At 32.2% G+C, this 21423-nt stretch carries 19 protein-coding genes; 13 read left to right on the plus strand and 6 right to left on the minus strand.

Going from position 1 to position 21423, the window contains the following annotated elements; genetic code table 11:
* Positions 1 to 2: 2 nt before the first annotated feature.
* Entirely contained in the window at positions 3 to 812 is an 810-nt protein-coding gene (locus tag ACHZC3_RS02680; protein WP_394758334.1) for a glycogen/starch synthase, read from the minus strand.
* A 108-nt stretch (positions 813 to 920) separates the two neighbouring features.
* Between ACHZC3_RS02680 and panC the strand changes: the two genes are divergently transcribed.
* From panC to ACHZC3_RS02720, 8 genes are read left to right on the plus strand one after another with little or no spacing between them, the layout of a single operon-like run.
* Positions 921 to 1769, plus strand: coding sequence for a pantoate--beta-alanine ligase (gene panC / locus ACHZC3_RS02685; protein WP_394758335.1), 849 nt, complete (start codon positions 921 to 923; stop codon positions 1767 to 1769).
* A gap of 13 nt (positions 1770 to 1782) precedes the next feature.
* Positions 1783 to 2133, plus strand: coding sequence for an aspartate 1-decarboxylase (gene panD, locus ACHZC3_RS02690; RefSeq protein ID WP_394758336.1), 351 nt, complete (start codon positions 1783 to 1785; stop codon positions 2131 to 2133).
* A gap of 4 nt (positions 2134 to 2137) precedes the next feature.
* Complete coding sequence (locus tag ACHZC3_RS02695; RefSeq protein ID WP_394758337.1) at positions 2138 to 3097, plus strand: YbhN family protein; 960 nt, start codon at positions 2138 to 2140, stop codon at positions 3095 to 3097.
* Positions 3098 to 3144: 47 nt separating this feature from the next.
* Complete coding sequence (locus ACHZC3_RS02700) at positions 3145 to 4407, plus strand: alpha/beta hydrolase (RefSeq protein WP_394758338.1); 1263 nt, start codon at positions 3145 to 3147, stop codon at positions 4405 to 4407.
* Between the two features lie 2 nt (positions 4408 to 4409).
* The gene (gene radA, locus ACHZC3_RS02705) at positions 4410 to 5771 is read left to right on the plus strand and encodes a DNA repair protein RadA (RefSeq protein WP_394758339.1); all 1362 of its coding nucleotides are present in this window, start codon (positions 4410 to 4412) and stop codon (positions 5769 to 5771) included.
* Between the two features lie 25 nt (positions 5772 to 5796).
* A complete protein-coding gene (locus ACHZC3_RS02710; protein ID WP_394758340.1) occupies positions 5797 to 6261 on the plus strand; it encodes a hypothetical protein in 465 nt (154 codons plus the stop codon).
* Positions 6262 to 6281: 20 nt separating this feature from the next.
* Positions 6282 to 6794: a hypothetical protein gene (locus ACHZC3_RS02715; protein ID WP_394758341.1), complete on the plus strand. Its 513-nt coding sequence runs from the start codon at positions 6282 to 6284 to the stop codon at positions 6792 to 6794.
* A gap of 19 nt (positions 6795 to 6813) precedes the next feature.
* Positions 6814 to 8775, plus strand: a complete 1962-nt coding sequence (locus tag ACHZC3_RS02720) for a transglycosylase domain-containing protein (protein WP_394758342.1) — start codon at positions 6814 to 6816, stop codon at positions 8773 to 8775.
* Positions 8776 to 8802: 27 nt separating this feature from the next.
* Here the strand turns inward: ACHZC3_RS02720 and ACHZC3_RS02725 are convergent, their stop codons facing one another.
* On the minus strand, positions 8803 to 9549 hold the full coding sequence (locus ACHZC3_RS02725; protein WP_394758343.1) for a LytR/AlgR family response regulator transcription factor: 747 nt from the start codon (positions 9547 to 9549) through the stop codon (positions 8803 to 8805).
* Positions 9546 to 11381 carry a histidine kinase gene (locus tag ACHZC3_RS02730; protein ID WP_394758344.1) on the minus strand — a complete coding sequence of 612 codons (1836 nt, stop codon included), beginning with the start codon at positions 11379 to 11381 and terminating at the stop codon, positions 9546 to 9548. The genes ACHZC3_RS02725 and ACHZC3_RS02730 overlap by 4 nt, the downstream gene beginning before the upstream one ends.
* Before the next feature lie 152 nt (positions 11382 to 11533).
* Here ACHZC3_RS02730 and ACHZC3_RS02735 point away from each other — a divergent pair, with 152 nt between their 5' ends.
* The 4 genes from ACHZC3_RS02735 to ACHZC3_RS02750 all read left to right on the plus strand — a co-directional run bounded on the left by ACHZC3_RS02735 (position 11534) and on the right by ACHZC3_RS02750 (position 17244).
* A complete protein-coding gene (locus ACHZC3_RS02735; RefSeq protein ID WP_394758345.1) occupies positions 11534 to 12853 on the plus strand; it encodes a prenyltransferase/squalene oxidase repeat-containing protein in 1320 nt (439 codons plus the stop codon).
* Positions 12854 to 12870: 17 nt separating this feature from the next.
* The gene (locus ACHZC3_RS02740) at positions 12871 to 14040 is read left to right on the plus strand and encodes a VWA domain-containing protein (protein WP_394758346.1); all 1170 of its coding nucleotides are present in this window, start codon (positions 12871 to 12873) and stop codon (positions 14038 to 14040) included.
* 139 nt (positions 14041 to 14179) lie between these two features.
* Positions 14180 to 15793, plus strand: a complete 1614-nt coding sequence (locus ACHZC3_RS02745; protein WP_394758347.1) for a DUF4139 domain-containing protein — start codon at positions 14180 to 14182, stop codon at positions 15791 to 15793.
* Between the two features lie 80 nt (positions 15794 to 15873).
* A complete protein-coding gene (locus ACHZC3_RS02750) occupies positions 15874 to 17244 on the plus strand; it encodes a PQQ-dependent sugar dehydrogenase (protein WP_394758348.1) in 1371 nt (456 codons plus the stop codon).
* A 1-nt stretch (position 17245) separates the two neighbouring features.
* On the opposite strand, the gene dinB is transcribed toward ACHZC3_RS02750, so the two are convergent.
* The gene (gene dinB, locus ACHZC3_RS02755) at positions 17246 to 18325 is read right to left on the minus strand and encodes a DNA polymerase IV (protein ID WP_394758349.1); all 1080 of its coding nucleotides are present in this window, start codon (positions 18323 to 18325) and stop codon (positions 17246 to 17248) included.
* Positions 18326 to 18555: 230 nt separating this feature from the next.
* Between dinB and ACHZC3_RS02760 the strand changes: the two genes are divergently transcribed.
* On the plus strand, positions 18556 to 19023 hold the full coding sequence (locus tag ACHZC3_RS02760; protein WP_394758350.1) for a CYTH domain-containing protein: 468 nt from the start codon (positions 18556 to 18558) through the stop codon (positions 19021 to 19023).
* 2 nt (positions 19024 to 19025) lie between these two features.
* Here the strand turns inward: ACHZC3_RS02760 and ACHZC3_RS02765 are convergent, their stop codons facing one another.
* Complete coding sequence (locus ACHZC3_RS02765; protein WP_394758351.1) at positions 19026 to 20894, minus strand: M1 family metallopeptidase; 1869 nt, start codon at positions 20892 to 20894, stop codon at positions 19026 to 19028.
* Positions 20895 to 21121: 227 nt separating this feature from the next.
* The coding region (locus tag ACHZC3_RS02770; RefSeq protein WP_394758352.1) for a S8 family serine peptidase at positions 21122 to 21423 on the minus strand (302 nt) is incomplete at its 5' end.

A 21423-nucleotide genomic window follows, 5' to 3' on the forward strand; every position in this document is an offset into this window, starting at 1 on the left:
GATTAACCTAATATTTGATTTTTGTAAAATTGTGTGTACGCTTCCGCGAACTCATCTTTCTGGGCGAAAGGTAAAAAAGGTTTTTTTGAAGCTTCTATAAATTTTGTTAAATTTGAAGAAATGCTTTCTGAAGCAATGACAATTCCATCAGAATGGTTTATTGAAGCCATCATAATGTTTTCAAAAGTAGCATCGTCAAGTTCAGCAATGGCACTATGAGGAATACCATCAAACTGGACTTTTTTACTCATTCCGGCATCTAAACTTCCATCAAAAGACTGATTAAACACTGATGTTACAATTTTAGTATCAGCAAACAAAGCTTCATCTTTATAATAATGTTTCATATAAATTGGTAACATTGCTGCCATCCAACCCTGAACATGTATAATATCTGGAACCCAATTTAATTTTTTAACTGTTTCTACAACTCCTTTCGCGAAGAAAATAGCACGCTCGTCATTGTCTGGAAACATAACACCCTCTTCATCAGTAAAAGTAGCTTTTCTCTTAAAATATTCGTCATTATCAATAAAATAAACCTGAATACGCTCTTTAGGTATCGAAGCTACTTTAATAATTAGTGGCATATCTACGTCATTTACAACAAGATTCATCCCTGAGAGACGAATAACTTCGTGTAATTGATGTCTTCTTTCGTTTACGTTGCCATAGCGAGGCATAAAAATTCTTATCTGTCCACCTTGATCATTAATCATCTTTGGCACATCATACGACATCAAAGAAACCTCATTTTCAGCCAGATAGGGCACTACTTCGGACGATACATACAAAATCCTTTTATCCTCCATGTTTTTAACTTTGTTTTATTTATTGGATATAAATCAAGCAAAATTACAAAAATTTATGCAAATTAACACTAAAATAGTAAGTTTGCATCGAATTTTAATGTTTCTAAAATGTCTTTATACGTAAAACAAACTGAGCTTAGAGCCTGTATTAACTCGTTTTTACTCGATAATAAAACGATTGGATTTGTTCCCACAATGGGTGCTTTACACCAGGGACATTTGTCATTAATGCAAGAATCTCTTAAAAACAATGATTTTACGGTGGTTAGTATTTTTGTAAATCCGACACAATTTAACAATCCAAACGATTTAAAAAAATATCCAAGAACTATTGAAAGTGATTTAGAAAAAATTAACGCTTTGAATTCAGATATTATTGTCTACGCCCCAAATGTTGAAGATATTTATGGTGAAAAAACCGTTTCAAAGTCTTTCGATTACGATGGTTTAGAGTTTCAGATGGAAGGAAAACACAGACCTGGACATTTTGATGGCGTAGGAACAATCGTAAAAAAATTATTTGAAATCGTAAATCCCAACAATGCTTATTTTGGCGAAAAAGATTTTCAACAATTGGCTATTGTAAAAAAATTAGTCAAAAAAAATAAAATTCCTGTAAATATAGTTGGCTGTACAATTCACAGAGAGGTAAACGGATTGGCTATGAGTTCTCGAAACGAGCGTCTTTCGGCAGATGAAAGAACAAAAGCAGCTTTGATTTATAAAACTTTGACGGAAGCAAAAAAACTTTTTGGCACGAAAACTGCTAGTGAAGTGACGAATTGGGTAACAAAAACATTTAAAAAACAATCGATATTTGAGTTAGAATATTTTGAAATTGCCGATGAAGAAACACTTCTTACTTGCAAACGAAAATCTAAAACAAAAAACTATCGTGCTTTTATTGCTGTTTTTGTCAACAATTTAAGATTGATTGACAACATTTCATTAAAATAATTATCTTTGTGCTATGCAAATTGAAGTAGTAAAATCTAAAATACACCGAGTAACTGTAACTGGCGCCGATTTAAATTATATTGGCAGCATTACTATTGATGAAGCTTTACTAGAAGCTTCTAATATTATTGAAGGTGAAAAAGTTAATATTGTAAATATTAATAACGGAGAACGTTTTGAAACTTATGCTATAAAAGGAGCAAAAAATTCAGGCGAAATAACTCTAAATGGCCCAGCTGCCAGAAAAGTTCATAAAGGCGATATTATTATCATCATGTCATATGCTAGAATGGATTTTGAAAAAGCAAAAACCTTCAAGCCATGGTTGGTTTTTCCTAATGAAAAAGATAATTCATTGAAATAGTATTTTGAAAAAACTATTAGGCAAATGGCTCTCGATAGGATTACCTCTTCTTTTAGGAATATATCTTATCTATTATAAATACAACGAATTTACTCCCGAACAGCTTCTTGAAATAAAAAGTTATTTTAAGAACGCCAATTATTTTTATATTTTTCTATCCTTATTTATTGCTCTTTTTGGCTTTATGTCACGAGCCTATCGCTGGAAATACGCTATAGAACACTTGGGCTACAAGACTCGTTTTTATAACAATTTGATGGCGGTTTGCGTGGGTTATTTTATGAATTTGACCATTCCTCGATCTGGTGAATTTTCTCGAGCTTTAGTTCTAAAAAAATATGAAGACATTCCATTCGATAAAGGTTTTGGAACAATTGTGGCTGAAAGAGTTGTAGACACACTCATTTTTTTATTGTTTGTTTTTACTTCATTAGTATTTCAATTTAAAGTTCTAAAAGGATATATTTTAGCAAAAATTCCTATCGAAAATCTAATTCTGTTTTCTATTATTGGTTTTATTGGCTTTGTGACTTTTCTATTAATTTGGATATATTCTAATTGGAAAATTGTGACTATTATAAAAGAGAAGTTTTCTGGATTAATAGAAGGAATGAGTAGCATTTTGAAAATGAAAAACAAATGGAAATTTCTTTTTCATTCCTTTTTTATCTGGTTTACTTATATATTAATGTTTTATGTTACCATTTTTGCCTTAAAAGAAACTAGCAACATTAGTTTTGGAGCAGTTATTATTGCTTTTATTTTTGGTAGTTTAGCTGTAGGTTTTACCAATAGTGGTTTTGGCGTTTATCCTTTACTTGTTGCAGAAATTTTTATGCTTTATGGCGTTCCGGACACTGCTGGAACTGCTTTTGGTTGGTTAGCATGGACCTCTCAAACTGTTTTAATGATTGTTTTAGGTGGTTTCTCATTTTTATTTCTTCCTCTTTTAAATAGAAAATAATTGCTATATTGCTCATTCAAAAACCATTTCTATAAATTTATCTTTTTATGAAAAATATATTCTTAGTCCTTTCATTTTTGCTTTCTGTGTCCTTATTTTCCCAAACCACAACAGAAACAATTCACTCAACAAAATTAGATACTGACAGAGAAATTACTATCAAGCTACCCGCTTCCTATACAACAAATCTCGAAAAAAAATATCCTTTAATTCTAGTTTTAGATAGCGAATATTTATTTAGCCCATTTGAAGGAAATCTTGCCTATGGAACATACTGGGAAGATATGCCCGAAGTGATCTTAGTAGGGATTAATCAGAACAAAAATCACGAACGTGATTCTGATTCAGAATTTGATGAAGAAAGTGGTTTGCCAATAAAAAAAGGCGGCGCTTTTTTTGAATTTATTGGTGCCGAATTATTACCCTATTTAGATAAAAAATATAGAATTGCACCTTTTAAAGTAGTAGCTGGATTAGATTCAACAGCAGGATTAATAAATGCTTTTTTATACAAAGAAGCGTCACAATTTAACGGTTACATTTCCTTAAGTCCAGAATTAGCAGCAGGAATGGAAACTAGAGTTGCCGAAAGACTTGCTGCTATCAAAGAACCTCTTTTTTACTATCACGCCACTTCTGATGGAGATTTAAAAAGATTTCAAAAAGAAATAAAAATATTAGATAAAAATATTACTGCTGTAAAAAATCCGATGCTAAAATATAAGTTTGATGATTTTAAAAATGCCTCTCATTATTCGTTAGTACTCCATGCAATACCGAGTGCTTTGTATCAAATATTTGCAGTATATCAACCTATTTCAACTGTAGAATATCAAGAAAAAATTGCGATTCTACCTAATGAACATGCTGCCTATCTAGTAGACAAATACAACACTATCGAAAAATGGTTTGGAATAAAAATGAAAGTTCGCCTCAATGATTTTAAAGCCATTGAAGCCGCAATTTTAAAATCTGGTGACTTTAAAGGTTTCGAAGAATTAGCCCAGATTTCCGGTCAACAATACGAAAAAACGATGCTGTTTGATTACCATATGGGAATGTATTACGAGAAAACAAACAATCTAAAACGTGCTATTCTAAGTTACCAAAACGCCTTTACAAAAGAAGAAATTGGTGATCTAACAAAAAATATGATGCTAGAAAAATCGGAAGATTTAAAGAAACTAATTCCAGTAAAACCCAAAGGTTTAAAAGGCGGAAAAGCCAAAGAAATTATCGAGGAAACTCCTGCTACAGAAACTCCTGTTGAAACACCAACCGAGACACCAACCGAAGAGAAAAAACCATAATAATGGCCAAAGTAAAAACATCTTTTTTTTGCCAAAGTTGCGGGTCACAATACTCTAAATGGCAAGGCCAATGCAATGCCTGCAAAGAATGGAATACCATTGTTGAAGAAATTATTCAAAAAGAAGAAAAAGTAGCTTGGAAAGCCGAAACATCGGAAGTAAAAAAAGCATCTAAACCGCTTTTAGTAAAAGAAATAGATTCTACACAAGAAATCCGAATGGACACTTGCGATGGTGAACTAAATCGAGTTTTAGGCGGCGGAATTGTGCCAGGATCTTTAATCCTTTTAGGTGGAGAACCTGGAATTGGAAAAAGCACATTATTACTTCAAATTTCATTAAAATTACCTTACAAAACCTTATATGTTTCTGGCGAAGAAAGTCAGAAGCAAATAAAAATGCGTGCCGAAAGAATAACTCCAAACGGCGACAATTGTTATATTCTTACTGAAACCAAAACACAAAATATATTTCGCCAAATTCAAGAAATTGAACCCGAAATTGTAATCATAGATTCGATTCAAACTTTACATACGGATTATATTGAATCCTCACCAGGAAGTATTTCTCAAATTAGAGAAACAACTGCCGAGCTGATAAAATTTGCCAAAGAAACCAATGTCCCTGTAATTCTAATTGGCCATATTACGAAAGACGGAAGCATCGCCGGTCCCAAAATTTTGGAACACATGGTCGATACTGTTTTGCAATTTGAAGGCGATAGAAACCACGTGTATAGAATTTTACGTTCGTTAAAAAATCGTTTTGGCTCTACTGCCGAACTCGGAATTTACGAAATGCAAGGATCCGGATTACGAGAAGTTTCCAATCCCTCAGAAATTTTAATTTCCCACAAAAACGAAGAATTATCAGGAACTGCAATCGCATCAACCTTAGAAGGAATGCGACCGTTAATGATAGAAATCCAAGCTTTAGTATCTACAGCAGTTTATGGAACTCCGCAACGAAGCACTACGGGATACAATGCCAAACGACTCAATATGATTCTCGCTGTTCTCGAAAAAAGAGCAGGTTTCCGTTTGGGTGCAAAAGATGTTTTCTTGAATATCACTGGAGGAATTTCAGTAGATGATCCTGCGATAGATTTAGCTGTGGTTGCTGCCATATTATCATCTAACGAAGATATTCCTATTAATAAAGATTTTTGTTTTGCTGGCGAAGTAGGGCTTTCAGGCGAAATTCGTCCTGTAAACCGTGTTGATCAACGCATTCAAGAAGCAGAAAAACTAGGTTTTTCTACTATTTATGTGTCTAAATACAACAAAATTTCGTTAAAAAATACTGGAATTAAAATTCGATTAGTCGCTAAAATTGAAGATATCGTGAGTGAATTGTTTGGTTAGAAATTATAATTTAAAAAACTTTGCTATGAAAAAAATATTGATACTACTCTTTGGTTTATGCATCACACTTTTTTCTTGTGATAAAAAATCTGTTTATAGCAAATTTTACGATTTACCAGAAAACCATCAATGGCAAAAAACGGACGAGCAAGTCTTTGAATTTACAATTGAAGATGATTCGAAATTGTATGATATAATTTTTAAATTTGGTCATGTTTACGATTATCAATTTGATAATATTCCCATAAATTTTGTTATAGAAAATCCATCAGGCGAGAAAGAAAAAACTACAATTGATTTAATGATAAAAGACAGTTCTGGAAAAGAAATTGCTGATTGTGGTGGTGATATATGTGATTTAAAATTAAAAATTAAAGAAAAAACAAAACTTTCTAAAGGAAATTATAAAGTTACTTTTTCTCATTCTTTCAAAGGTCCATATCTACCAAACGTTCTCGGAATTGGTTTGAATGTTGAAATAGTAAATTAATCTATTTGTAAATTATTCTAATGAAACCCTATTCCGAAATATTACAAATCACAAATTCCTATCACGAGCTTGGCGAAACCATTCAAGCCGCTAATTTTGTTATTGAAGAATATGGCATAAAACACCCAAACTTTAAAGGTTTCGAATTGCGAGAAAAAGCAAAAGCCGACTATATTCTCATGACTACCGAAGGCACTTTTGGATTAAAACAAATTATTCGAATTCCAGAAAACACATTCGAATTTGAATTTATATTAATGCTTAACCTCATCGCTCACGAAATGATTCATGTAGGTCAGAAAGTAACTGGTTGTTTTGTAGATGATCGCAACGAACGAGAATGGCAAGCGTATTACGAAATGTTATTTCATAAAAAATACCCTCAAATTCCTGATGTTCCCAAACACCAGCAAATTTTCTTTGCTAATAAAGCCTTAGATTATTACAGAAAAATGGGAGCGGTATCAGAATTGCAAGCAAAATATGCAACACAAAAGCAAGAAGTTGATACCTTTGTTGCTTCATTATCATAACTAACTGTTTTAAATTTCTATGAGAACCAAAAAACAAACGTTTTTTCTGTTTCTTAAAATCTTAGTTGCATTTTTATTATCTGCACTTACTGGGGCTTATGTGTTTCGTGATGACTTATTACAAAAAGCAGTTATAAGAATTTCTTCAAAATTTAATACCGATTATAATTGCAATTTTTCTGTTCAGAAAGCTCATTTTGATGGTATTTCTGGAATTGAACTAGATAATATTATTTTAGTTCCAAAAGACGCTGACACACTTTTTGTAGCTGAAAAAATTAAAACAAAAATTAGTTTATTTCAATTGGTTACTGGCGACGTACAATTGCAAAATCTTGAAATAAAAAATGGTTTTATACAGTTAGTGAAAAATGAAAGTGGAAATAATTTTGATTCTTTTTTAAACTCAAATACTAAAGAAGACACTAACGAAAAACGCAATTATGCAAAATCTATCGATAATATAATCTCGAAAGTTTCAAATCTTATTCCAACCCAAATGAGTTTACAAAATATCTCGTTGCGAATAAACGATATGGGTAATAAAACAACTTTTCAAACCAATCAATTAGAGCTAAAAAACGATAAATTAGATACTTCAATAAACGTAAAAACCAGTACATTTCTACAAAAATGGAACATTAAAGGTTTAGCAAATCCTAGAGACAAGACGACCGATTTATATATTACAAATAGCGACCCCACACAAATTCGATTGCCTTATATTAAAGAAAAATTCAATATAGCATCAAGTTTCGATCGTCTGCATTTTAAAATTGACGAAATTAATATGAGTTTTGGAGAACTCACTATTAATGGATTTGCTTCAGTAGAAAATTTGACTGTCAACCATCCTAAAATTTCAAAAAAAAATGTGGTTTTCGACAAAAGTTCTTTCAATTTTAAATTCCTTATTGGAAGTGATTTTATATCTGTAAAAGATAATTCGGAAATAGAAATAAACGATATAAAAGTAAGTCCTTACTTTGAATACAACACCAAAGAAGATAAGATTTACAACCTAAAAGCTAAAGTAACAAAAATGAAAGCTCAGGAATTTATAAACTCATTACCCAAAGGTTTGTTTTCTCATTTTGAAGGCATGGAAGCCCAAGGTGATTTTGATTATATGCTCGACTTTAAATACAATATTAAGAAACCATGGATGCTTGTTTTTAATAGTAAATTTAATAAATACAATCTTAAAATTACCAAATACGGTCAAGCCAACTTAGAAAAATTAAATTCAGATTTTACCTATCGCGCTATAGAAAACGGAAAACAGCAAAGACCCGTTTTAGTAGGAACTGAAAACACTTTTTATACTCCGTTAGATCAGATATCGCCTTATTTACAAAAAAGCGTTTTAACCTGCGAAGACCCTTCGTTTATGACGCATCGTGGTTTTGTAACTGAAGCTTTTAAACAATCCATAATTAAGAACATTCGAACTAAAAAGTTTGCTCGTGGCGCTAGTACGATTAGTATGCAACTGGTGAAAAATGTTTTTTTAACACGAGAAAAAACATTATCTCGCAAACTAGAAGAGATTTTATTAGTTTACTTGCTAGAAAATAATCGAATTGCAAGTAAAGAACGTATGCTAGAAGTTTATTTTAATATCATTGAATGGGGACCAAATGTTTATGGAATTGGTGAAGCCGCTCCTTTTTATTTTCAGAAAAAGCCAATTGATTTGACCTTAAAGGAATGTTTATTTCTAGCTTCTATTGTGCCGAAACCTAAAAAATTTATGTATCTCTTTGATGAAGAAGGAAAGCTAAAATCATTTGCTACTAAACATGAAGAATTTATCAGTAAACTGATGTTGCGTCGTGGTTTGTTGATGTCAGAAGACACTATTGGACAAAAAAATCCTATTACCATTTCAGGTCGAGCTAGAACTCATATGAAATTGAAAGTTCAGGATTCTATTCCTGTAGATTCTCTTTTTGTAAATGAATTAGAACCTTTTAATTGATTTGATTATTTTTAACACAAACGAAATCTACTTAAAATTTTTAAGAAATTCCTCTTTATAAGTCGCAGAAACTTCAATTTCAGCATCATCATACAAAACTATATAACCGCCTTTATTATATGATTTTACAAAATTCACATTGATAATATGTGATTTGTGCACACGCAAAAATGGAAACGGCAAAATTTCTGAAAAGTGTTTTAAAAATCGACAAACCATTTTTTTGCTTCCATTTGATAAATATAAATCGGTGAAGTTTCCATTGCCACGCAAACGTACAATATCTTCCATTTTTACGACTTCAAAACCTTCCAATGTAGGCAAAATTACTTGTTGCTTTTCTGGTTTTGTTTCTCTAAAATTTTCAATAATAATCTTGTTTCGGTTAAAAACTTCATGATTTAAAATTTGTTGATGGACTTTGTTTACAGCCACAACAAGCTCTTCGATACTAATAGGTTTTAGTAAGTAATAAGCCGCACTTTGATTTAATGCTTTTAGAGAATATTCTGAAAAAGCGGTTACAAAAATAGTTTCAAACTGCAAATCTTTACAAGCTTCTAACACATCGAAAGCATTGCCAAACGGCATTTCGACATCTAGAAAAACCAATTGTGGTTGCAAGTCGTGTAGCAACGGAACGGCTTCTTTTATGTTTTGTGCTTCACCAATAATTTCTACTTGCGGGCAATATTTACTCAAATAATTTTTGAGTACTTCTCTCGCTGCAGCTTCGTCTTCTACGATTACACTTTTTATTTTTTGTAAAGTCATCCTATTTTGTCTATTAATGGAAAGCTAATTGTAACAATTGTTCCTATGTCTGGAGTTGTTTTTTCATTAATTTGAAATGAAATTTCTTTTTTGTACAAATCATTCAACAAGGCGATTCGTTCCTTAGTATTTGTTAATCCTCGTGATTCGTGTACTTTTTGATTTCGGGTTTTTAGCTCTGCACTTTTGGTCAAACCAATACCATTATCATCTATAATTACTGCTATTTTTCCTTCTTTTAATAAAAAACTTAGTTGCAATAATCCTTTTTTATCAAGATAACGTAGTCCGTGCCAAATGGCGTTTTCCAGATGAGGCTGAATAATCATATTTGGAACTAACGTGGTTTCTGCATCCAGATTTTCATCGACAAAAATCGTAAAATCAAACTTATCTTGAAAACGCAAATGCTCCAAATCTAAATATTTTTTGAGTTGCTCAATTTCATTATTTAATGTCACAAAATCACGATTAGAATTCTCCATCATATTTCGCATCAGATTGGAATACGAAGTCAGATATTTATTAGCTTCTAGTTCTTTATTTTGAGAAATAAATTGATTAACACTATTGAGACTATTAAAAATAAAATGAGGATTCATCTCACGTCGCAACGATTGCAAAGCAATTTCTTTGTTCTTCCTTTTAATAGAAAACAAGGCTTTTGCAATGAACCCAAAGAAGAACAAAAGCAACAATATAGATCCAATTAAGAAATAATTGAAAGTATTTTTCTTCGAAATCAACTCGTCTTTTAGGGCTTTTTCTTTTTCTAATTGCTTGATTTTTTCTTCTGTAACTTGAAACGTTTTAGAATCTATAAGTGTTGTGTCAATTTTAATTAATTCGTCAAAATTCTTAAAAAAATCATCGTATAAAGCTATGCTTTCTTTCTCTTTTCCTATCGATTTATAATAAGAAAGTAATTGAGTCAAGCTGTTTTTTGCTTCAGTTGTTTTCCCGTTTTTAATAGCTAGATTGTATGCAGTTTTTAAAGAACTTACGGCTTTATCTGGTTCGTTTTTCTTAAAATAAATAGTTGATAATGACTGAAGTTGCTCGATTTGGGTGTTAAAATCTTCTGTTGTTTTAGCTTCTTCCAATAGTTTTTCATTAATCGAAATCGCCTTACCGAACTGATTATCTGAAGCATATACTTTAGCTATTTCATTCTTGATTTTTATAACTTCTTCTGGTTTATCTTTTGCATAATCAATAGCTCTAGTATAACTTTCTATTGCTTCTGCTTTGTTATTTTGTTGCTTACTTATTTCTGCTTGTTGCTTATAAGCTGTAACAACTTCTTCATCCATTTCTTTAGTTGAAGATTTTTCTCTTTCTAATAAGTCTATTTTTTCTTTTACTAAAACCGCTTGAGCAACAGGACTTGAAGAGTTTCTTAGTCTATTAGCATCATTAGAATTTACCTTTTCAACACTTTTATCTTGAGCAACTGATCCAGCAACTTCATAATTCTGAATTGCATCATCGTATTTATTTTGGGATTCTTGAGCTTTGGCTAATTTTCTAGCAACTCTTGGTTTGTCTTTATCTAGCTTTAATTTATTATAAATTGCTAATGCTTTTGCAAAATACTCTTCGGCTTTAGCATTGTCTCCTTTATCCTTAAACTCTTGACCTAATTTTTCATAGTTTTTAGCAATTTTAAGCTCGTCATTTTCGCTTAATGCTTTTTTTAAATCATTTGCAGTACTACTTATTTTCGTTTCTGCCTTCTTTTTGTTTCTTACAATACTATCCTGAGCCATTGCTCCTATTGGAAACAATAACGTGATAAAAAGTAAGCTACAAACAAATGATAATCCCCGCATTTTCAATTCATTATTTAACAATGTAAAGTAAATCAATTAAAAAGGGTTTTACAAGTTGTTTCACCAAGTGAAAAGCCCATTTCACCATTTGTACAAAAAACGAAGAATTTAACATTCTACTTTTGAATCATAATCATAAAAAAATAGAAATCATGAAACCACAAAATGCAATAACATTAGGAATTGGCGCAACTGTTTTATTAACAGTTTTGGCCTGGAAAACAAATGATGTAATACAAAATAAAAACATCATAAAAACCGAAAAAGTATTGGCATCAAACACAATTGAAGAAAAACCGTGTGTATTTATGTCGGTTATGGGTGAACAATCTGTAGATGGTTATGCAAATTATAAAGATGCAGATTCTTATTCTGAGAAAATTGAGAATGGCAAAAAATGGATTCTCGCTGCTCAAAACAAAGATGGTGGTTGGGGAGCTGGTTCGCATAGTAATCAGCAAGAAATGAATCCGCATGCTGTGAGTTCAGATCCTGCTACAACAGCTATGACAGCTATGGCTTTATATCGTTGTGGTTATACTATTGATGGTAAAAAAAACAATGAAAATTTAAAAAATGCATTATTTTTTCTTTTGTCAGAAATTGAGAATAATAAAACCGAATCTTATATTACTAAAATTAGAGGGACTCAAATTCAAAGAAAATTGGGCGAAAATATTGATGCTGTTTTATCATTACAATTCTTAAATCAGGTAGTTACCACCATTAATGACGAAAAATTATTAAAACGTGTTGAAGAAGCGATTCAAATATGTGTAGATAAAATAGAAAAATCGTCGGATTCTAGTGGAAAAGTAACTGGAGCTGGTTGGGCTGGCGTTTTACAATCTTCTTTTGCCAGTTCAGGATTAGAACAAGCTGCTAAAAACGGAAAAATAAAAGTAAATAAAGACAAACTAGAAGCTGCCAGAAAATACCAAAAAAGCAATTATGATGCTGATACCGAAAACGTAAAAGCTGATGATGGTGCTGGCGTTGTGTTATATGCCGTTAGTAGTTCAGTAAGAGGTAGCGCGGTCGAAGCTAAAGAAGCAAATGAACTACTTGATGAAGCTAAAAAATCTGGAAAAATTGAAAAAAATGCCATTTTAAACAAAGCTAATTTAGAAAAAATTGGAGTTCCAGCAGCTAAAGCGGCTGAATATGATGTAGCCGAAAAAGTATATAACTCAGCAAAAACAAAAGCAATGCGTGAAGATGTAATGAACGGTTTTGGTAATAACGGAGGCGAAGAATTCTTAAGTTTCTTGCAAACTGGCGAATCTATGATTGTAAAAAAAGATTCTGATTGGAAAAAATGGTACGACAATATTGCTGGAAAATTAATTAAAATCCAAAACCAAGACGGAAGCTGGAATGGCCATCACTGTATTACGAGTCCTGCATTTTGCACCGCAACAAGCTTATTAATTTTAAGCATAGAAAATGATATTCAAAATTTACAGAGATAATATAAAAAACAAAAATCATGAAAAATTCAATTTTTTTTACAGCACTTTTAGCAACAACTATTTCACTAGCAAGTTGCCATAATTCGAATGCAAAACCTGTTATTTCTAATGAAATCGCATCAATTGAAAAAACTTCGGTTGATGGAAATACAAAAATTCAAGTGGCGCTTTTACTAGATACTTCTAATAGTATGGACGGTTTGATAGAACAAGCAAAGTCTCGTCTTTGGAACATTGTAAATACATTAACAACCTTAAAATACAACGGGAAAACGCCAGATATCGAAATTAGTTTGTACGAATATGGAAACGACGGTTTATCTGCGGAAGCAAATTATATTCGTCAAGTTACACCACTAACAACAGATTTAGATTTAATTTCCGAAAAGTTATTTACCTTAAGAACAAATGGCGGAAGCGAATATTGCGGGGCCGTTATTCAAGACGCAACCAAACAACTTTCTTGGGGGAAAGATAACGACAACATGAAGCTGATTTATGTTTGCGGAAACGAAGCTTTCAATCAAGGCGGAATCAATTATAAAGAAGCTATTTCTGATGCCCTAAAAAATGATATTTATGTGAATACTATTTTCTGCGGAAACCAACAAGACGGAATTAACTCATACTGGAAAGATGGTGCCGATTATGGCAAGGGAAAATATTTTAATATCGATTCAAATCGAGCTATACATTATATCGTAACGCCTTATGATGTTCAAATTACAACTTGCAACGAAAGGATAAACAACACTTATATTAATTACGGTTCGCATGGTTATGAAAAAAAACAAAAACAAGCCGAACAAGATAGAAATGCGGGAAGTGTTTCAAGTGCAAATTATGCTGAAAGAACAGTTAGTAAATCGAAAGCGGCATATAAAAACGATTCTTGGGATTTAGTCGATAAAATGAAAGACGACGAAAAAGCAATAGACAAGCTTAAAAAAGAAGAACTCCCTGAAGAATTAAAAAACAAATCGAAAGAAGAAATAAAAGTTTTTGTGGCTAAAAAATCGAAAGAAAGAGAAGCTATCCAGAAAGAAATTAGTGAATTGGCTAAAAAGCGTCAAGATTATATAGATACTGAAGCCAAAAAAACAAAAACTCAAGACGATTTAGGAAATGCAATAAGCACATCTATTGTTTCTTTAGCCAAAGTAAAAGGATATTCTGTTGAGAAATAAATTTTAAACCATTTTGCTACAAATTCATAGATTTTCTAATCAACCCGAAGAATATTCATGAATTTGTAGCAAAAAAATAATCTCGTCCCAACCTTTTAGCGTAATTTGTTCTCTATAAGATATAATTAAAATCTTACTCATGAAAAAAATAATTTTCTTACTCACTGTTTTGGCTTCTGCAATGTCGTTTGCACAAAAACCAGTTTTTACTTCTGCCAAAGTAAAAGCAGCAACTGTTTATTTTAACGCTGCCGAAATCTCACAAAGCGCTAACGTTGTCTTGCCTTCGGGAACGAGCGAAATTGTCGTAAAAAATGTAGCTAATTATCTAAATGAAAGTTCAGTTCAAATTGGCGCACCATCATCTCTAACAGTGCTTTCGGTACAATTTACAAACGATTATATGTCGGAATATGATGTTGATGAAAATTCGCCAGCGATAAAAAAAGTAAAAGACAGTGTTATTTTGGTTCAAAAAGAACTAAATCGAGTTATCAATTCCCGAAATTCAGAAAGTAAAACCATCGAATTGTTAGACAAAAACCAACAAGTTTTTGGACAAAATTCTGGTTTAAGCGTGATAGAATTGACAAAAATGGTCGATTATTACAAATCGAAACGAACAGAAATTAGCAATACCATAAATACACTTGAAGAAAAAGAAAAAAAACTAAACGAGTTAATTACAAAACTAAACAACAAACTCGAAGTAGATACAAGCAAAGAAGAAAAAACTTCGTCAGGAAAACTGGTATTACAAGTGATGAATACTACGGCTGGAAATGTTCCTCTAGAAATTTCATACATTACAAATAATGCTTCGTGGTCACCTTTTTATGATTTAAGAGCAGATAACGTTACATCACCAATAAACATGATGTACAAAGCACAAGTGGTTCAAAACACTGGAATAGATTGGAAAAAAGTAAAATTGACTTTATCTAGTGGAAATCCTAATCAAAATAATCAAGCGCCAATTTTAAGTTCTTGGTTTTTACAGTACAACCAACCATATCCTGCCGCAGTAATGAATGATTATAAAAGTAAAGAATTGCAAGAAGTTGTGGTAGTTACCTCAGCTGGAATAAAAAGAAAAAAAGATAATGTTTCATCAATCTCAAACTACACAACCATCAACGAAAACCAATTGAATGTTTCTTTTGATATAGACATTCCTTACGACATTTTATCTAATGGAAAAGCCCACAGCGTTGCTCTAAAAGAAATAAAACTACCAGCTTCATACAAATATTATGCAGCACCAAGAGTAGAAAAAGAAGCGTTTTTACTAGCCGAAATTGCAGATTATTCTAAATATAATTTACTTCCTGGTGAAGCAAATATTATTTTTGAAGGTATGTATGTGGGTAAAACAATGATAAATCCGTCTCAAACTTCGGATACTTTAAACCTAAGTATGGGAAGAGACAAAAAAGTATCAATCAAACGAGAAAAAGTTGTCGATAAATCAGGAACTAAATTTTTATCGTCTAAAAAAGAGCAAACCTTTACTTACGACATTACAGTAAGAAACAACAAAAAAGAAGCTATTGTTATGTTGCTAAAAGACCAATATCCGTTAAGTTCTGACAAAGAAATCGAAATCGAATTACTTCAAAAAGATGGCGCCAAAGCCAATCTTGAAACTGGAATCTTAACTTGGGATTTAAATTTAAAACCCAACGAGACCAAGAAAATCAGGATAAGTTATTTGGTTAAATATCCTAAAGATAAGATTATTGGGAATTTATAAAAGTTTAAATAATTAAAAATTAAATAGTTACAAGAAATTGTAGCTATTTTTTTATCTTTACTTGACTAAATTGCTCCGATATGAAAACCATTTTATCCATAATTACTTTTTTACATGTGAGTTTTTCTTTCTCACAAACTATTGGTTTAACTAGTTTTGGAACTGGTTTTTCTAGTCCAGTTGGTATTGAAAATGCTGGAGATTCTAGATTATTTATTGTAGAGCAAGGCGGATTAATTCGAATCTTAAACACAAACGGAACTATAAATGCAACCCCTTTTCTAAATGTATCTACTATAATAAGCGCTGGTGGAGAGAGAGGCTTGTTAGGGTTGGCTTTTCATCCAAATTACACAACAAATGGTTTCTTTTTTGTAAATTATACAAATACCGCTGGAAATACTGTAATTGCTAGGTATTCAGTAAGTGGAAATCCGAATATTGCCAATACAACTGGAACAATACTATTGACAATTACTCAACCATATTCAAATCACAATGGTGGATGTATAAAATTTGGCCCTGATGGCTATCTATATATTGGGATGGGAGATGGCGGAAGTAGTGGTGACCCAGAAAATAGATCCCAAAACATTACAGAAAACTTAGGAAAAATGCTTCGCATCGATGTAAACTCAACTGTTTCTCCGTTTTACACAAATCCACCAACAAATCCGTATGTTGGAGTTGCTGGGAATGATGAAATTTGGGCAATTGGGCTTCGTAATCCTTGGAAATTTTCTTTTAATAGAAGTAACAATGATTTATGGATTGCTGATGTTGGTCAAAATAATTATGAAGAAATAAATAAAGTAAGTTCAACAACAGCAGGACTTAATTATGGATGGCGTTGTTACGAAGGAAATACTGCTTTTAACACGGCTGGTTGTGCAGCACAATCAACCATGGTAACGCCAATAACCGTTGTGTCTCACGCAGCTGGTAATTGTTCCATTACTGGAGGTTATGTATATACGGGAACCGCTTTTCCAAATTTAATAGGTAAATATTTATTTTCAGATTACTGCAATTCAAGAATAGGAATAGTTACTTCAACAGGAGTACTTACCTATTCTTCAACATTTCCAGGAAATAATTTTGCGACTTTTGGTGAAGACAACAATGGAGAATTATATGTTGCTGGGATAGGAAACGGGATAGTTTATAAAATAGTTGATACTTCATTAACAATTCCTGAATTTACAATAAATGAATACAAAATATATCCCAATCCGTCTAAAAACGAAGTCTATATAGAAAAACCAACAAATAGTTATCCTACGGAAGTTGAAATTTTCGATTTGAATGGAAAATTAATAATGTCACAAAAAACGGATAATAACATTCACAAAAATACCATCAATACTGGTTTGTTGTCTACTGGTTTATACATTATGACTATTAAAAATAACTTAGAAGAAACTTCGACACATAAATTGCTAATCGAATAGTCTAAAACTCAAATCGTAACTGCACAACTATTGTTTTCTTAATCTCTGTATTCAAATTTGCCAGAGAAATACCAAGCAATCTCACGGAATCTTTCATTCGTTCTTGATATAGTAATTCTTTTACAGTTTCAAAAATTAATCCTTTATCAGAAACAAAATAAGGCAAGGTTTTACTCCTAGTTTGTTGTGTAAAATCGCTATATTTTATTTTTAAAGTAATTGTTTTTCCTGATATTTTGTGTTTTTGCAATCTACGTTCAAGTTCCGTTGCGATTCGTTCTAATCGCTCAGCCATAAATATTTCGGAGGTAAGATTTACATCAAAAGTATGCTCGGCTGCGACCGATTTTGTAGTTCTGTTGGGTTTTACTTCACTGTTGTGAATGCCACGCACAATTTTGTAATACTGAGCACCACTTTTTCCAAAATGTTCTTCGAGATATTCGACTGTTTTTGTTTTTAAATCCTTTCCAGTAAAAATTCCATGTTGGTACATTTTTTCGGTGGTAACTTTCCCAATTCCATAGAATTTTTTGATATCTAGAGCTTCTAAGAAATCTTCAATTTCTTCTGGATTGATGGTTTTTTGCCCGTTGGGTTTGTTGTAATCGGAAGCAATCTTTGCTACAAATTTATTTGATGAAATACCAGCCGAAGCCGTAAGACCAACTTCATCAAAAATGCGCTTTCTAATTTCTTGTGCAATTAATGTGGCACTTGGATTTCCTTTTTTGTTTTGAGTAACATCTAAATAAGCTTCGTCGAGAGATAAGGGTTCGACCAAATCCGTGTACTCATAAAATATTTTTTGAATTTTTTTAGAAATCTCTCTATACCTATCAAAACGTGGCGGAACGAAAATTAAATCAGGACAATTTCGTCTAGCTTGTGCGCCACTCATCGCACTACGAACACCAAATTTTCGTGCTTCGTAACTTGCTGCCGAAACAACACCACGAATTTCGCTTCCGCCAACAGCCAATGGTTTTCCTTTTAGATCAGGATTATCCATTTGCTCGACTGATGCATAAAATGCATCCATATCGACGTGAATTATTTTTCGCTGTGGATTATCGGACATGGTACAAATTTAAAAAAATTACACGGAGTTTCGCAGAGAATACACAGAGGTTCACAAAGTTTGTTTTCATAAAAAGTATATCTTTGGTAATCCGAACTGATAGCCCAGATTACTTCACTACGCTTTTATTTTAATAGGAGTTCAGTGAACGTTGTTTGAGACGAAAATCCTTTATTTTTTTCCTTTAAAAAAATAAAGATTGTAGTGTAAAGCTGTAAAAGCTCCAAAAAATGATAGAAATAGAACGTAAATTTTTAGTTTTAAATAACGATTTTATTGCTTTGGCTGTTGCCAAAAACAGAATTGTACAAGGTTACTTGAATTCTAATCCGGAGCGAACTGTTCGAATAAGAACTAAGGGAAGCAAAGGTTTTTTGACTATAAAAGGCAAAGGAAACGACTCTGGAACAACTCGATTAGAATGGGAAACCGAAATTCCATTAGCAGAAGCCGAAAAGTTATTGTCTATTTGCGAAAATGGAGTGATTGACAAAATACGATATGAAATCCCATCTGGAAAACACACCTATGAAGTCGATGTTTTTGCTGGCGAAAACAACGGATTAATTATCGCCGAAATAGAACTCAACGACGAAAATGAATCTTTCGTAAAACCGAATTGGCTAGGACAAGAAGTTACAGGCGACATTAGATATTACAATGGGTATTTGAGTAATAATAATTTTGGTAGTTGGTAAAATTATTTCTTCACAAAAACATTATTCTCTCTATTCACATCAGCCATTAATCCGCTTGGATCAATTGTTATGTTTTTTATTGGAGATCTTGCATTAATAGTAAAATCGAATGTTGGATAGGCCCAATCCCAACCGTCTAGGACAGTTCTTTTTATGGCTAAATTTTGGTTTTCTTTTGTCCAACGCATTAACGTTTGTGGGATATAAAAACTCTCTTGACTTCCGTCTTCATAAGTAACTAAAATATCGAGAGGCATAGGCATTCTTCCAATTCTATCGAGTTTTATTTTGGTGTTTTCTCCGGCACCTTCTACCGATTTGATTCCGTAATCAATAGTATTTGTAGTTTTTGTCCAGTCACTTAAATACCAATCTAAATTTGCTCCCGATACTTTTTCGGCAGTATGTTTAATGTCATTTGGTGTAGGATGTGTAAATTTATAATCAGCATAATAACGTTTTAGCGTTTTCATAAAATTTTCTTTTCCAATCAAATATTCTAATTGAGATAAGAAAATATTTCCTTTGCTATAGGCCTGAATACCATACGGACGGTTTTCGTCATAACGATCAGAATGTGTTGTTTGCGGCTGTTCTTTACCAGACTTTACCAATGCGTAATAACCAGCATAAGAATCGGCGTGAGGATTGTCAACTTTTTTATCAGCAATTTCATTCAAACCATAATTTTCTAACCAAGTCGTAAAACCTTCATCCATCCAACTGTTTTTACTTTCGTTTGATGCTAATACATGCTGAAACCAAGAATGAGCCATCTCGTGAGCCGTTACTCCTAATAAACCATCAAAAGTTCCTTCGCCAAGAATTAAGGTACACATCGCATATTCCATTCCACCATCGCCTCCTTGAATAACAGAATATTGCTCGTAAGGATATTTACCAACTGTTTTGTTGTAAATCTCCATCAGCTGCGCTGTTTTAGGTTGCAAATTCTTCCAGTTTTCGATAATTTTTGGATTATTCTTGTATAAGAAATGTAATGTGGTTCCAAAATTTGTAACTAATTTATCATGAATATAATTCTTGTCGGCTGCCCAAGTAAAGTCATGCACATTTGGTGCCATAAAATGCCACGTCAACGTTTTTTGTTTCTTCGGAAGTTTTACAATAGTTCCGGCATCTTGATAATTATATCCTATTTGATTACCGTTTTGCAAATAACCAGAACCTCCTAAAATATAATTTTTATCGATAGTGATATTTACATCAAAATTTCCCCAAACTCCATGAAATTCTCTTGCAATATAAGGATCAGCTTGCCAACCTTCATAATCATATTCGGCCATTTTTGGGTACCATTGCGACATCGATAACTCCACTCCTTCTTTGTTATTTCTTCCCGAACGACGAATTTGTATAGGAACTTGTCCGTCAAAATCTAATGAAAAAGTTGTTGAAGAGTGAGGCAATAATGGTTTAGCCAAATCTACTTCAAGAATTGTACTGACTACTTTATTTTTGCAATCCAATCCATCTTGTTTTAAATTGGAAATTTTCAGAAACCCTATCTCATTAGACTTCAAAGCTGCAATTCTACTTTCTTTTACTTCTTTGTCTCCCACTTTTACTTTGGTTACCATTCTTCCATCAGGATCTTTAATCGATTTTAGTCGAGCATCCATACAACTATTGGGCTGAAAAGCGTTGTTGAACAAATGATAATATACTCGATGTAAAGTGTCTGGAGAATTATTAGTATAAACCAAAGTTTGTTTTCCTTTGTATTGATATGTCTTTACATCCATCGAAACATCCATTTTATACTCAACATGTTGTTGCCAATATCCTGGATTTGGATTATTTTGAGCAATCATTTGAAAAAAACAGAGTAAAAAAAATACTTTTAACATAAATTATTTATATTTGGCAGATAACAATTAAATATTTACTTATAAAATCTAAATTAGAAAAATTTGCAACGAAAGAGTTAACTAGAAAACAATTAATGACTGTTTCTGGTGGTGATCAAGGAATTAGAGTTGGTGTTGGTTCAACATGTGATCCTGATTCCAATGGAATGAGAATTATAATTGTTTACTAAACATTTATAATTCTCATTTAACGGCTAATTAAAATATTAATTAGCCGTTTTTTTATTGTTTCTTTCTGCTAAAACCAAGGCATTATAAGCATTTACTATCTTTCCTGATCTGGAAAGATTTGAAAAATTCAGTTCTTCTTTCTTTTTTCCTACAGTTACCATTTTTGAAATCGGTGTTCCAGAATCCATAATAATATGTTTTACTTGCGAAGCCGTTAAACTTGGATAATATGCACGAACTAATGCCGCAACTCCTGCTACATTAGGTGATGCCATAGATGTTCCTTCTAAATAGGAGTAGGTGTTATTAGGTGTTGTCGCATAGATTTTTACACCTG

This window comes from Flavobacterium sp. (assembly GCF_043720215.1).
Classification (GTDB): domain Bacteria; phylum Bacteroidota; class Bacteroidia; order Flavobacteriales; family Flavobacteriaceae; genus Flavobacterium.

Excerpts from the sequence above, each read along its gene's own strand:
- panD (WP_394758336.1), top strand. The coding sequence starts at position 1,783 with ATGCAAATTGAAGTAGTAAAATCTAAAATACACCGAGTAACTGTAACT.
- ACHZC3_RS02680 (WP_394758334.1), bottom strand. The coding sequence starts at position 812 with ATGGAGGATAAAAGGATTTTGTATGTATCGTCCGAAGTAGTGCCCTAT.
- ACHZC3_RS02720 (WP_394758342.1), top strand. The coding sequence starts at position 6,814 with ATGAGAACCAAAAAACAAACGTTTTTTCTGTTTCTTAAAATCTTAGTT.
- dinB (WP_394758349.1), bottom strand. The coding sequence starts at position 18,325 with ATGTCCGATAATCCACAGCGAAAAATAATTCACGTCGATATGGATGCA.
- ACHZC3_RS02710 (WP_394758340.1), top strand. The coding sequence starts at position 5,797 with ATGAAAAAAATATTGATACTACTCTTTGGTTTATGCATCACACTTTTT.
- panC (WP_394758335.1), top strand. The coding sequence starts at position 921 with ATGTCTTTATACGTAAAACAAACTGAGCTTAGAGCCTGTATTAACTCG.
- ACHZC3_RS02725 (WP_394758343.1), bottom strand. The coding sequence starts at position 9,549 with ATGACTTTACAAAAAATAAAAAGTGTAATCGTAGAAGACGAAGCTGCA.
- radA (WP_394758339.1), top strand. The coding sequence starts at position 4,410 with ATGGCCAAAGTAAAAACATCTTTTTTTTGCCAAAGTTGCGGGTCACAA.
- ACHZC3_RS02700 (WP_394758338.1), top strand. The coding sequence starts at position 3,145 with ATGAAAAATATATTCTTAGTCCTTTCATTTTTGCTTTCTGTGTCCTTA.
- ACHZC3_RS02750 (WP_394758348.1), top strand. The coding sequence starts at position 15,874 with ATGAAAACCATTTTATCCATAATTACTTTTTTACATGTGAGTTTTTCT.
- ACHZC3_RS02745 (WP_394758347.1), top strand. The coding sequence starts at position 14,180 with ATGAAAAAAATAATTTTCTTACTCACTGTTTTGGCTTCTGCAATGTCG.
- ACHZC3_RS02760 (WP_394758350.1), top strand. The coding sequence starts at position 18,556 with ATGATAGAAATAGAACGTAAATTTTTAGTTTTAAATAACGATTTTATT.
- ACHZC3_RS02740 (WP_394758346.1), top strand. The coding sequence starts at position 12,871 with ATGAAAAATTCAATTTTTTTTACAGCACTTTTAGCAACAACTATTTCA.
- ACHZC3_RS02735 (WP_394758345.1), top strand. The coding sequence starts at position 11,534 with ATGAAACCACAAAATGCAATAACATTAGGAATTGGCGCAACTGTTTTA.
- ACHZC3_RS02765 (WP_394758351.1), bottom strand. The coding sequence starts at position 20,894 with ATGTTAAAAGTATTTTTTTTACTCTGTTTTTTTCAAATGATTGCTCAA.
- ACHZC3_RS02715 (WP_394758341.1), top strand. The coding sequence starts at position 6,282 with ATGAAACCCTATTCCGAAATATTACAAATCACAAATTCCTATCACGAG.
- ACHZC3_RS02730 (WP_394758344.1), bottom strand. The coding sequence starts at position 11,381 with ATGCGGGGATTATCATTTGTTTGTAGCTTACTTTTTATCACGTTATTG.